The sequence below is a fragment of the Variovorax sp. J22G73 genome (assembly GCF_030317035.1).
GTDB lineage: Bacteria > Pseudomonadota > Gammaproteobacteria > Burkholderiales > Burkholderiaceae_C > Variovorax.
Genome location: NZ_JASZYK010000003.1, coordinates 827,106 through 838,405 on the forward strand (window position 1 = coordinate 827,106; position 11,300 = coordinate 838,405).

11 protein-coding genes are annotated in these 11,300 nt (G+C 69.3%); 5 read left to right on the forward strand and 6 right to left on the reverse strand.

Features of this window, described 5'->3' with window-relative positions:
• Positions 1-999: an NAD(P)H-dependent flavin oxidoreductase gene (locus QTI51_RS16340; RefSeq protein ID WP_286515145.1), complete on the forward strand. Its 999-nt coding sequence runs from the start codon at positions 1-3 to the stop codon at positions 997-999.
• A complete protein-coding gene (locus QTI51_RS16345; RefSeq protein ID WP_286515147.1) occupies positions 996-1,961 on the forward strand; it encodes an NAD(P)H-dependent flavin oxidoreductase in 966 nt (321 codons plus the stop codon). Before QTI51_RS16340 ends, QTI51_RS16345 begins: the two co-directional genes overlap by 4 nt.
• On the opposite strand, the gene QTI51_RS16350 is transcribed toward QTI51_RS16345, so the two are convergent.
• The gene (locus QTI51_RS16350; RefSeq protein ID WP_286515148.1) at positions 1,950-2,744 is read right to left on the reverse strand and encodes an alpha/beta fold hydrolase; all 795 of its coding nucleotides are present in this window, start codon (positions 2,742-2,744) and stop codon (positions 1,950-1,952) included. The genes QTI51_RS16345 and QTI51_RS16350 overlap by 12 nt on opposite strands.
• 133 nt (positions 2,745-2,877) lie before the next feature.
• On the opposite strand from QTI51_RS16350, the gene QTI51_RS16355 reads away from it, so the two are divergent.
• A complete protein-coding gene (locus QTI51_RS16355) occupies positions 2,878-3,843 on the forward strand; it encodes a LysR family transcriptional regulator (RefSeq protein ID WP_286515150.1) in 966 nt (321 codons plus the stop codon).
• Between the two features lie 118 nt (positions 3,844-3,961).
• Entirely contained in the window at positions 3,962-5,086 is a 1,125-nt protein-coding gene (locus QTI51_RS16360; protein ID WP_286515151.1) for a BMP family ABC transporter substrate-binding protein, read from the forward strand.
• 24 nt (positions 5,087-5,110) lie between these two features.
• Here QTI51_RS16360 and QTI51_RS16365 read toward each other — a convergent pair whose 3' ends face one another.
• From QTI51_RS16365 to gtdA, 4 genes are all read right to left on the reverse strand, one after another.
• A complete protein-coding gene (locus tag QTI51_RS16365) occupies positions 5,111-6,442 on the reverse strand; it encodes an MFS transporter (protein ID WP_286515152.1) in 1,332 nt (443 codons plus the stop codon).
• A gap of 98 nt (positions 6,443-6,540) precedes the next feature.
• Positions 6,541-7,182, reverse strand: coding sequence for a maleylacetoacetate isomerase (gene maiA / locus QTI51_RS16370; protein ID WP_286515154.1), 642 nt, complete (start codon positions 7,180-7,182; stop codon positions 6,541-6,543).
• A complete protein-coding gene (locus tag QTI51_RS16375; RefSeq protein ID WP_286515155.1) occupies positions 7,182-7,880 on the reverse strand; it encodes a fumarylacetoacetate hydrolase family protein in 699 nt (232 codons plus the stop codon). Before QTI51_RS16375 ends, maiA begins: the two co-directional genes overlap by 1 nt.
• A gap of 52 nt (positions 7,881-7,932) precedes the next feature.
• A complete protein-coding gene (gtdA, locus tag QTI51_RS16380; RefSeq protein ID WP_286515156.1) occupies positions 7,933-9,021 on the reverse strand; it encodes a gentisate 1,2-dioxygenase in 1,089 nt (362 codons plus the stop codon).
• A gap of 129 nt (positions 9,022-9,150) precedes the next feature.
• Between gtdA and QTI51_RS16385 the strand changes: the two genes are divergently transcribed.
• Positions 9,151-10,095, forward strand: a complete 945-nt coding sequence (locus QTI51_RS16385) for a LysR family transcriptional regulator (protein WP_116911280.1) — start codon at positions 9,151-9,153, stop codon at positions 10,093-10,095.
• Positions 10,096-10,116: 21 nt separating this feature from the next.
• Here QTI51_RS16385 and QTI51_RS16390 read toward each other — a convergent pair whose 3' ends face one another.
• Complete coding sequence (locus tag QTI51_RS16390; protein ID WP_116911279.1) at positions 10,117-10,905, reverse strand: helix-turn-helix transcriptional regulator; 789 nt, start codon at positions 10,903-10,905, stop codon at positions 10,117-10,119.
• Positions 10,906-11,300 lie beyond the last annotated feature (395 nt).

The window sequence follows — 11,300 nt, forward strand, 5'->3', positions numbered from 1 at the left end:
GTGGCACCCGTATTTCGCACGCGCATCACCGAGCTGTTCGGCATTGCGCACCCCATCCTGGGCGGCGGGCTGATGTGGCTGTCGGACGCCCGCTATGTGGCGGCGCTGGTCAACGCCGGCTGCATGGGCTTCATCACGCCGCGCTCCTTCGACAGCGACGAAGACTTTGCCGCTGCGCTGGTGCAATGCGCCACGCTCACCGGCGGCAGGCCCTTCGGCGTGAACCTCACGCTGTCGAGCCGGCCCGAGGCCAACGCGGCCGTGCGGCGCTGGCTCGACATGGCGCTGGCGCACGGCGTGCGCCACTTCGAGACTGCGGGCTACGCGCCCACCGAGCTGATCGGCACCCTGCACGAGGCCGGCGCCATCGTGCTGCACAAGGCGCCGAGCATCCGTCACGCGCTGTCGGCCGAGCGCGCGGGCGCCGACGCCGTGGCGCTCATCGGCATGGAAGAGGGCGGCCACCCCGGCACCAACGAACTGCCCACCATGCTGATGGGCGCGCTGGCCGCGGAGCAGTTCCGCGTGCCCGTGGTGCTGGGCGGCGGCATCGGCCACGGCCGGCAGATTGCAGCGGCGCTCGCGCAAGGGCACGAGGGCGTGATGATGGGCAGCCGCTTCCTGGTGTGCGAGGAGATCGGCGCGCACCGGGCGTACAAGGAGCACCTGCTGGGCTGCGACGAACATTCCACCGTGCGGCTGCTGCACACGCTGGGCAACACCTGGCGGGTGCTGCGCAACGACACCGCGCAGCGCATCGACGAGATCGAGCGTGCCGGCGCGGCCGACCATGCGGCTTTCGGCGACCTCATCAGCGGGCGCACCGCGCGCGACCATTGCTATGCCCAGGGCGACTGGCAGCGCGGCATGCTGTCGCTGGGGCCGGCCATTGCCTTCGCGACGCGCATCGAGCCGCTCGCGGCCATCGTGGCCCGGCTGCTGGACGAGGCGCGTGCATCGCTAGGCCGGCTTTCTTCACTCGAACGGACCGCGGCATGACCAGGCATCGACTGCCCTTTCTAGAGCGCCTTGCGCTGCCGCTCATCGCGGCGCCCATGCTGCGGGTGTCCGGCATCGAGCTGGTCTCGGCGGCATGCCGGGCCGGCGTGGTCGGCGCGTTTCCCACCGCCAATTGCGCATCGCTCGAAGAGTTCGACGCGTGGCTGCGGCGGCTGCGCACGGAGGCTGAACAGGCCGAAGCCGAGGGCGCACGCCACGCGCCGTACTGCCCCAACCTGATCATGCGGCGCGACCCCGCGAAGGTGAAGGCCGAGGTCGACCTCATCGTGCGGCATCGCGCGGAGGTGGTGATCACCAGCGTGGGCTCGCCCGCCTCGGTGGTACCCGCGTTGCACGCGGGCGGCTGCATGGTGCTGGCGGACGTGGCCTCGGTGCACCATGCGCAACGCGCCATCGAGGCGGGTGTCGACGGCCTCGTGCTGCTGACGGCGGGCGCGGGCGGGCACACCGGCTGGGCCAACCCGTTTGCCTTCGTGCGCGCGGTGCGAGCGCTGTTCGACGGGCCGCTGGTGCTGGCGGGTGGCCTGTCGGACGGCGTGGCACTGAAGGCCGCCGTGGCGCTGGGCTGCGACCTGGGCTCCATGGGCACGCGCTTCATCGCCACGCGCGAGAGCCTGGGCAGCGCGCCCTACAAGCAGATGCTCACGCAAAGCTCGCTGGACGACGTGATGACCACGCGCGCTTTCACGGGCTTGCCCGCGAACTTTCTGCGGCCTTCGGTCGTGCAGGCCGGGCTGGACCCCGAAGCGCTCGACGAGACCGTGTCGGTGCAGGAAGCACGCAGCCGGTTCGGCGGCGGTTCGGAGGGCGCGGTGGTCCAGCGGTGGGCCGACCTGTGGAGCGCTGGGCATTCGGTGTCGGGCGTAGCGTCGGTTCCTTCGGTCGCGGAACTGGTGCGGGCGCTTCGCGGCGAGTTCGACGGGCTGCGATCAGCGCGGTGACACCGCACGCGCCGCGCGTGCGAACGTGCGCAGGATGTCCGCGACTTCCCGCGGTGCCTCCACGGGCAGCAGGTGCCCGCGGTTCGGAATCAGGTGAACCGCGGCCTGCGGGTAGCGGACGGCGATGTGGTCGCGCACCACCGCAACCGGGTCGACGCGGTCGAGTTCGCCCGCGACGATGACCACGGGCACGTCGATGGCGGCCACCCTGTGGCTGAAGTCTTCGCGCGTGCCGGTGTCGATCCAGCCCAGGCTGGCCTGCGGGCTGAGCCGCAGGGCATCTTCGATTGCCTGTTCCCGCGCCTCGCGCGACAGCGGGCTGCCGGTGAGCACGTTGTCGAGCGTCCATTCGACCGCTTCACGGTTCGCATACGCCTTTGTCATCTGCGCGCGTTGCACGTCGTCGATCTGCATGGGCGAGGGCGGCGACGATGCGACCATGGCGATGCCGCGCAGCCCGATGGGGCGTCGGGAGGCCGCGACCTGTGCCGTCTTGCCGCCCATGGAGTGCCCGACGAGGATGTAGTCGCCGATGCCCAGTTGCTCGACGGCGGCGAGCACATCGTCGGCGAGGTCGACGGCGCTGTAGCCTTCGGTCGGTGCCTCGGAACTGCCTTGCCCGCGGCCGTCCAGTGCCACGCAGCGAAACGTGTCCGACAACCGCGAGACGACCGGCGCCCATGTGCGCGAAGAGCCGCCCCAGTAGTGAAGGAACACGAGCGCCATGTCGCCGGCGCCTTGTTGCGATACCTCGAGATGGACGCTGTTTGCCAGGATTTTCATGACCATGCCTTTGAGTGATGGGCGGCGGCAACCCTTGCCGCTTCCTGGTGGCCATTGTTCATTCCTGCGGCTGGATAGATAAGACGTCCAGCGAGATGTACAGTCAGTATCAAGAGTACATAGTGGGGCTTGCATGGACCGATTGCTGAGCATGGCCGTCTTCGTGACTGCGATCGATGAAGGGAGCATCGCGGCCGCGGCCCGGCGCTTCGGCATCTCCGCGGTGATGGCCGGGCGCTATCTCTCTTCGCTGGAGCAGGCGCTGCCCGCGCGCCTCGTGCAGCGCACCACGCGCCGCCTCAGCCTGACAGACGCCGGGCAGGCCTACCACGCAAAGTGCAAGCGCATCCTCGAAGACCTGGAGGAAGCGAACAACGAGGCCGTCGACAAGCACGCGAGCCCGCGGGGCACGCTGCGCGTGGCGGCACCCGTGACCTTCGCGGCGATGTACCTCGGCCCGGTGGTCGCAAGGTACATGCAGGAGTTTCCCGCGGTGCGCGTGGAAATGCAGCTTCAGGACCGCTTCGTCGACCTGGTGGAAGAGGGGCTCGACCTGGCGCTGCGGATCGGCCGCCTGCCCGATTCCGACCTGGTGGTGCGGCGGCTGGCCGGCTGCCGTCTCATGGCCTGCGCAACGCCCGCCTACCTGCGGCGTGCCGGAACACCCCGCACGCCGCAAGAGCTCGAAGCCCATGCCCGCATCGGCTATCTGGGCGATGTGTCGACGCCGCCCTGGATGTTCGGCGCGCCGGGCTCGGCGCCGGTGCAGCTCTCGCGCGCGTGCCGGGTGGAAGCGAACAACACATCGATGATGCTGGAGCTCGCCCTGGCGGGCCTGGGCGTGGCCTATGCACCGGGCTTCGTGTTTGCGAACCACCTGGCGCGCGGCGAACTCGTGCAAGTGCTGCCGGGCTTCGACAGCCCCGAGTTGCCGCTGCATGCCGTGACATCCACGGCAAAGCACGTGCCCTGGAAGGCGCGGCTGCTGATCGAGCGGCTGGCCACGGCATTCGAGGGAACGCCACCTTGGGAGCAATGGCGCGGCACGGCAGGCGCAGGCAGGAAGAGGCGGGCTCCGAGCTCTTCAGCGGCCGAATAGCCGGCAACGCAGGCTTCGCCGGCTAGCGGTTTTCGCCCGCCTAAAATGCTCCCCCTTCGCGCCTGGCGTCCCGGCAGGTGCGGATTCTGTTTTTCCCGGGGCCATGTAGAGGACCACCATGTACAAAAACCTCGCGGGCCGCGCCGTTCTGGCGTGGGTTGCCGCTTGCTGTTTATCGCCCGCTCTTTCTCAGACTCCACAGACTCCACAGACATCGCAGGCACCCACGAAGCCGCCCCTGAAGATCGGCTTCGTCTACGTCACCCCCGTCACCGACGCCGGCTGGGTGCGCCAGCATGAAGAGGGCCGCAAGGCCGTCGAAGCCGCGCTGGGCGACAAGGTGAAGACCACCTTCGTCGAGAACGTGGCCGAGGGCGCCGATGCCGAGCGCGTCATTCGCGACCTTGCGCAGCAGGGCAACACGCTCATCTTCACGCCGAGCTTCGGCTACATGGAGCCGACGCTGAAGGTGGCGAAGGACTTTCCCGATGTGAAGTTCGAGTCGGTCACCGGCTACAAGACCGCGCCCAACGTGGCGACGGCCAATGCGCGCTACTACGAGGGCCGCTACCTGGCGGGCGTCGCTGCCGGGCGCATGACGAAGACGAACGTGGCCGGCTACGTCGCGGGCTTTCCGATTCCGGAGGTGCTGCAGGGCATCAACGCGTTCACGCTCGGCATGCGCTCGGTGAACCCTGCCGCCAAGGTCAGCGTGGTGTGGCTCAACGAGTGGTTCGATCCGCCGAAGGAGCGCGACGCGGCCATGGCGCTGTTCAACCAGAACGCCGACGTGGTGGCCTTCCACACCGGCTCCACGGCGGTGATGGCGGCGGCGCAGGAGCGCGGCAAGATGGCCATTGCGTACCACTCCGACATGCGCAAGGTGGCGCCCGACGCGCAGCTCGTCGCGGTCACGCACCAGTGGGGCGGGTACTACACGCAGCGCGCGAAGGCGGTGCTCGACGGCAGCTGGAAAAGCGGCAACCTCTGGGGCGGCGTGAAGGAGGGAATGATCCGCGTGGGCGACTTCGGCACCAAGGTGCCCAAGGCCGTGCAGGACGAGGTGCTCGCGCGGCAGAAGGACATCGCCGCGGGCAAGCTGCAGCCGTTTCGCGCGGTGGCGGCCGACGTGCGAGACAACGAAGGCCGCGTCGTGATCGCCAAGGGCGCGCAGCTGAGCGACGAGCAGATCCTGAAGATGAACTGGCTGGTCGAGGGCGTGCAGGGACGCGTCACACGCTGAGCGAGCCTGGCGCCCGGATGCCGCTCAGGCCACCGCGTGCCGCCCGCCCCGCGCGGAGCCCAGCACCATCAGCACCAGCCCGGCCAGCACCGCCGGCACGCCGACCACCACGAACAGCGTCGGCAGGCCCAGGCCCATCGACAGCATCACGCCGCCGCCCATGGAACCCAGCACCGAGCCCATGCGGCCGATGCCGTTGGCCCAGCTGACGCCGGTGGCGCGGCAGTCGGTCGGGTAGAACGCGGCCGACAGCGCATTCGCGCCGACCTGCCCGCCGGACACGCCGAAGCCCGCGAGGAACACGAGCACGCCGACGACCGCGTGCTGCTCGCCGAAGGTGCCGATCATCGCGATGCACACGCCGGCGATCACATACGCGGCCATCAGCACGCGGTGCGGGTCGAGCCGGTCCATCAACCAGCCCAGCGTGAGCGTGCCGACGGTGCCGCCGACCTGGAACAGCATGGTCACCAGCGCGGCGGTCTTCAGCGTGGCGCCGGTGCTCTTGAGCACGGTGGGCAGCCAGCTGGAAAGCAGGTAGATGACCAGCATGCTGCAGAAGAAGGCGAGCCACATCAGCAGCGTGCCGCGTAGCAGGCCGGGCGCGAACAGGTGGCCGACCGGCGAGCCGGCGCGCGGCGCGGGCGGCATCGCGAGCTGCGCTTGGGCAGGCACGTGGCCGGGCGCGATGCGGCGCAGCGTGCGCAACACCTCGTCGGTGCGCTTGCCCGCCACCACCAGGTAGCGCGCCGATTCGGGCAGCAGCACGGCGAGCACCGGCAGCAGCACCAGCGGCAGCACGCCGCCCAGCACCAGCACCGAATGCCATCCGTAGGCCTCCACCAGGCCCGCCGCCGCCAGGCCGCCCAGCGCGGAGCCGATGGTGAAGCCGCAGAACATGGTCATCACCATGAGTGAGCGGCGCCGCTCGGGACAGTACTCGGCGGTGAGCGTGATGGCGTTGGGCATGGCGCCGCCCAGGCCGACGCCGGTGAGAAAGCGCAGCGCAATCAGCATTTCGAGCGACGACGACCAGGCCGACAGCAGGCTCATGAGGCCGAAGAAGAACACGCTGGCCAGCAGCACCGTCTTGCGCCCGAAGCGGTCGGCGAACGGGCCGATGCCGAGCGCGCCGATCATGAGCCCGATGAGGCCCGCGCCGAACAGCGGCGCCAGGTGCACGGGTGTGAGCTTCCACTGCGCGCCGATGGCCGGCGCGATGAAGCCGATGGCGGCGGTGTCGAAACCGTCGATGGCCACGATCAGGAAGCACAGCGCCACGATCATGACCTGGAAGCGCGAGACCGGCTGCCTGTCGATGAAGGACGGAACGTGAATGAGGGTTGGGGCTGACATTTGTCTCTCGCTGTTTTCTGGAAGCACGAACACGCAAAGACGTGCAAGGCGCGCAGCGCGGCGCGCCTTATGCGCCTTCTGCGCCTTTTGCGCCTTTTTCAGGCCGTGTGGTCGGGCTGCCTGCGCGGCTCCGCGGCCTGGAACGCCGGGTGCGCGATGGCATGCGTGTACACGCGCATCGCGCGTTCGTGGGCCGAGGTGTCGCAGCCCATGCGCTGCGCGTTGGCAATCTGCGGCACCAGGCAGCAGTCGGCCAGCGTGGGCGCATCGCCGAAGCACCAGTCACCGTGGCCGTGGCTTTGCAGCAGGCGCTCGACCATGGCCAGGCCGTCGTCGATCCAGTGGCGGTACCACGCGTCTTTCTGCGCGGGCGTGACGCCGAGCACGTCTTGCAGGTAGCGCAGCACGCGCATGTTGTTGACGGGGTGTATGTCGCACGCAATCACGCTCGACAGCTCCAGCACGCGGGCGCGCGCGGCCGCGTCTTGCGGCAGCAGCCGCGGCACGGGGTGCCTGGCGTCGAGGTAGTCGATGATCGCGAGCGATTGCCCCAGGCTGAAGTCGCCGTCCACCAGCGCGGGCACGGCGGCCGACGGGTTCACGCGCGCCACGTAGCCCGCCTCGCGCTGCTCGCCGGCGCGGATGTTCACCGGCACGTAGTCGAAGGGCAGCCCCTTCAGCGCCAGCGCGATGCGCACGCGGTACGAGGTCGAGCTGTTGAAGAAGCTGTAGAGCTGCATCAGGCCACGCGCACCGAGAGTTCGCCCAGGCGGTCGATGCCGACCTTCATCAGGTCGCCGCGCACGACGGCGCCCACGCCTTCGGGTGTGCCGGTGTAGATCAGGTCGCCGGGTTCCAGGCGGAAGTAGGTCGACAGGTCGGCAATGGTCTCGGCCACCGACCAGATCAGGTGCGACACGTCGCTGCGCTGGCGGTCGGCGCCGTTCACGGTCAGCCAGATGGCGGCGTTGTCGAAGTGGCCCACGGTCGCGGCCTTATGCAGCGGCGCGATGGGCGCGGAGGCGTCGAAGGCCTTGCCGATTTCCCAGGGGCGGCCCATTTCGCGCATCTTCATCTGCAGGTCGCGGCGGGTCATGTCCAGGCCGACGGCGTAGCCCCAGGCGTGCTCCAGCGCCTTTTCGCGCGGAATGTCGCTGCCGCCCAGGCCGATGGCGACCACCAGCTCGGCCTCGTAGTGGTAGTTGGCGGTCTTGGCCGGGTAGGGCAGCTCCAGGGTCTGGCCGTCGGCCACGGGAATCACGGCGTCGGCCGGCTTGCAGAAGAAGAAGGGCGGTTCGCGGTCGGGGTCGAAGCCCATTTCGCGGGCGTGGGCGGCGTAGTTGCGGCCGACGCAGTAGACGCGGCGCACCGCGAACTGCTCGTCGCTGCCGGCGACGGGAATCGCGACGGTGGGGGCGGGGTTGAAGACGAAGGCCATGTGTCGTGTTCCAGAAAAAAGGAATGAAAAAGAAGAATGAAAAAGGGAAGACTCAGCTGCGCTCTTCGCGCAGCAGGTTGAGCGCGGCCTGCACCGGGCGGTCGGAGTAGCTGAACAGCACCGCGTCGCTCACCGCGGCCAGCTGCACCGGTTGCCACGAGGGCACGACGAACACGTCGCGCGGCTGGTAGTCGAAGTGCTGCTCGCCGATGCGCACCGTGCCGCGGCCCTCGACCACGCTGAACACGGTGGCGTCGGTGCTGCGGCTGGTCTTGCCCTGGAAGCCCGCGGGCAGCAGCTGCATGAAGGTGGCCATGGTGGGCATTGGCCAGCCGCCGGTGGCGGGGTTGGTGTAGCGCAGCTTCACGCCGTCCCAGGCGTCGAGTTCGCCGAAGCGGTAGAGGCTGTCGAGCGCCTCGCGGCTGCGCTCGTAGGGGTAGCTGAAGATGGGCGATGTCGGGTCGCTCACGCGGTGGCGCACCGGCATCATGTTGTGGCCGAAGCGCGCCCAGCTGTGGCCTTCGGGCCGCACCACGGCCTGCATGGCCTCGCTGTGGTTCTCGGCGAAGCCCGCGTCCAGGTGCACCAGCAGCGGAATGTCCAGCCCGTCGAGCCACACCACCGGTTCGCCGCCTTCGGCCACCGTCGGGTTGCCGTGGTCGTGCCAGTTCCACGAGGGCGTGATGATGAAGTCGCCGGGGTGCATGGTCGTGCGCTCTCCGTTCACCGAGGTCCAGGCGCCCTTGCCCTCGACGATGAAGCGCAGGGCCGATTGCGTGTGGCGGTGGGCGGGCGCGATTTCGCCGGGGAGGATGAGCTGCAGGCCGGCATACAGCGTCGAGGTGATGCTCGAAGTGCCCGGCAGGCCCGGGTTCTCCAGGATGAGCACGCGGCGCACCGCCTCTTCGGCGCTGATGAGCTGGCCGGCCTGCATCACCAGCGAGCGGATGTCGGCGTACTTCCAGAGCGCAGCCACCGCCTTGGGCCTGGGCTGCTTGGGCACCAGCGCGTGCAGCGACTCCCACAGCGGAGCCATGTTCTGCTGGCCGATGCGGGCGTAGTAGGCGTTGCGGCTGTCGGCTTCGGAGCCGGTGGGGGTGGGGGTGGGGCTAGGTGAAGTGTTCGGGGCGGTGTCGGCCATCTTTTGTCTCGCGTTCGTCCCGCCTGGAAAAAGCGGAATGCCCGGATTATTGGTGCCAAGCCATACTCCGTAAAATCATCTTTTGTTCGCATCCATATCAGGATTCGTATTGATTTAAGGGTTTACCCCATGGATTGGACCCAGCGGCTCCGGCTGCGCAACCTGCAGATGCTCCAGAGCCTGGCGCGCACCGGCAACATGAGCCGCTCCGCGCAAGAGCTGCACACCACCCAGCCCGGCCTGTCGAAATGGCTGAAGGAGCTGGAAGACGACATCGGCCTCACGCTGTTCGAGCGCCTGGCGCGCGGCCTGCGGCCCACGGTGCACGGCGAGGCGCTGCTGGCGCATTCGCGGCGCATCGAGGCGCAGCTGGACATGGCGCGCGACGACATGGCCGCGATGCTCGAAGGCGGCAGCGGCCTGGTGGCGGTGGGCACCTCGGGCGCCTCGGCCTCCGACACCGTGCCGCTGGCCGTTCTGCGGCTGCTGCAGCAAATGCCGCGCTCGCACGTGCGCCTGGTCGAGAGCACCATGGACCTGCTGATGCGCCAGCTGGCCCATGCCGAGCTCGACGTGATCGTGGGGCGCACCACGGCCGCGTACGACCAGGAGCTGATTCGCACCGAGGTGCTCTACATGGAGCCGCTGCACTTCGTCGCGCGCCCGCAGCACCCGCTGTTCAAGCACGAGACCATCGACTGGGCCGACATGCTCGACTACCGCTGGCTGGTGTGGCCGCGCGGCACGCCCATTCGCGATGCGCTGGAGGCCGCGCTGGCCGCCGAAGGCCGTGCGCTGCCGCGCGACCATGTGGAGTCGAACTCGGTCACGGTCAACGTCACGCTGCTGAACAGCAGCAGCATGATCGGCCTGGCCTCGCACCGCACGGCGCAGCGCTTTGCCCGGCTGGGCGCGATGCGCATCCTGCCGATGCGGCTGTCGGGCTTCGGCTCGGTGTCGATGTACTGGAACGTGGGCAGCGCCGAACGCGCGGCGGTGGCGAAGATGCTCGACTGCCTGCGCCACGCCGAGGGCGATGCGCTGCCGGGAACGCCTGCGGAACAGGCGGGATGAACGCCCGGCGGGCCCGCAGGTTCAACCGTCCGCCAGCGCCTCGCCGTTGATCATCGATTGCACCCGCGCCGCAAGCTGCGTGCGGTTGTCCACCCGCAGCTTGCGAAAGGCATTGCCCAGGTGGAAGCGCACCGTGGGCAGCCCCACGGCCATGCGCTTGGCGATGAGCTTGTCGGGGCAGCCCGACACCACCAGCGCGGCCGCCTGCGCCTCGCGCTGGCTCAGCGCCGACTTGCGCTGCAGCAGCTCGCTCACGTCTTCGTGCGCCCGCGCCGACGAGGCCGGCGTGGCCTCCCACCTGAAGCGCGCGAGCGCACCCGCGAAGGCGGGCTCCACCAGGCGCAGCGCCTCGATCTCGTTCGCGTCGAAGTTGCCGCGCTCGCGGTGGCGCCAGATGCGCATGTCGCCGGTGCATTCGCCGTCGGCGAACACGTACACGTTCACGCCCCAGTGCATGCGGTCGCGCTTGAGGAAGTCGTTGAAGAACTCGGTGCGCGACAGGTCTTGCTGGCAGAGGATCTGCGTGGCCAGCGTGGGGTGGCGCCGCTCCATCATCGGAAAGGTCAGCGGGTCGACGAAGCGGTAGTACTCGTCCCAGCTGCGCAGGTTTTCCACCGACATGTTCAGTGCCTTCACGCGCGCGAAGCAGTGCGCGGCGCTGTCCCAGGTGAAGGACACGTAGGTGTCGGCGTGCAGCAGGTCGAGCATGGGCAGCGCCAGGTCGCCGCGCAGGGCGTCGGGGTCGGTCGCTTCGGCCAGCAGCCGCATCACGTCGCCCAGGGCGCGCGTCTGTGTGGTGGAAAGGTGCATGGCGTGGGTCAAGCAAAGACCGTGCGAACTTCGGTCCCGGCGATGCTAGCCCCGGGCCGGCGCGCACGTATCGGGGCCGACCCGTAGGCACCCTATCAATGGTGCTAGGTGTGGGCGGCGGCGGCGGTTCCTAGCATCGGGCCATCGTTACGGGAACACACACATGAACCTCACGCAACAGGCAAAACAGGTACCGCTGTCTCAACTCGGCGTGGGGGCGCCGCGCCCCCCCCCCCGCCCCCGCCCCCCGCCGCCCCGGGGCCCGGCCCCCCCGCCCCCCCCGCCCCCCCCCCCGCCCCCCCGGCTCCCCCACGACCAGCACGGGCGCCAGGCCCAGCTGCTCCTGTCGAACGATGGCGGCCTGCGCCTGGCGCAGCAGGTTGTCGGCAATGCCG

What these genes read in the sequence shown, in the direction of transcription:
- QTI51_RS16365 (WP_286515152.1), bottom strand. Translation starts at nt 6,442, where the DNA reads ATGTCAGCCCCAACCCTCATTCACGTTCCGTCCTTCATCGACAGGCAG.
- QTI51_RS16390 (WP_116911279.1), bottom strand. Translation starts at nt 10,905, where the DNA reads ATGCACCTTTCCACCACACAGACGCGCGCCCTGGGCGACGTGATGCGG.
- QTI51_RS16345 (WP_286515147.1), top strand. Translation starts at nt 996, where the DNA reads ATGACCAGGCATCGACTGCCCTTTCTAGAGCGCCTTGCGCTGCCGCTC.
- gtdA (WP_286515156.1), bottom strand. Translation starts at nt 9,021, where the DNA reads ATGGCCGACACCGCCCCGAACACTTCACCTAGCCCCACCCCCACCCCC.
- QTI51_RS16355 (WP_286515150.1), top strand. Translation starts at nt 2,878, where the DNA reads ATGGACCGATTGCTGAGCATGGCCGTCTTCGTGACTGCGATCGATGAA.
- QTI51_RS16375 (WP_286515155.1), bottom strand. Translation starts at nt 7,880, where the DNA reads ATGGCCTTCGTCTTCAACCCCGCCCCCACCGTCGCGATTCCCGTCGCC.
- QTI51_RS16385 (WP_116911280.1), top strand. Translation starts at nt 9,151, where the DNA reads ATGGATTGGACCCAGCGGCTCCGGCTGCGCAACCTGCAGATGCTCCAG.
- QTI51_RS16360 (WP_286515151.1), top strand. Translation starts at nt 3,962, where the DNA reads ATGTACAAAAACCTCGCGGGCCGCGCCGTTCTGGCGTGGGTTGCCGCT.
- maiA (WP_286515154.1), bottom strand. Translation starts at nt 7,182, where the DNA reads ATGCAGCTCTACAGCTTCTTCAACAGCTCGACCTCGTACCGCGTGCGC.
- QTI51_RS16350 (WP_286515148.1), bottom strand. Translation starts at nt 2,744, where the DNA reads ATGAAAATCCTGGCAAACAGCGTCCATCTCGAGGTATCGCAACAAGGC.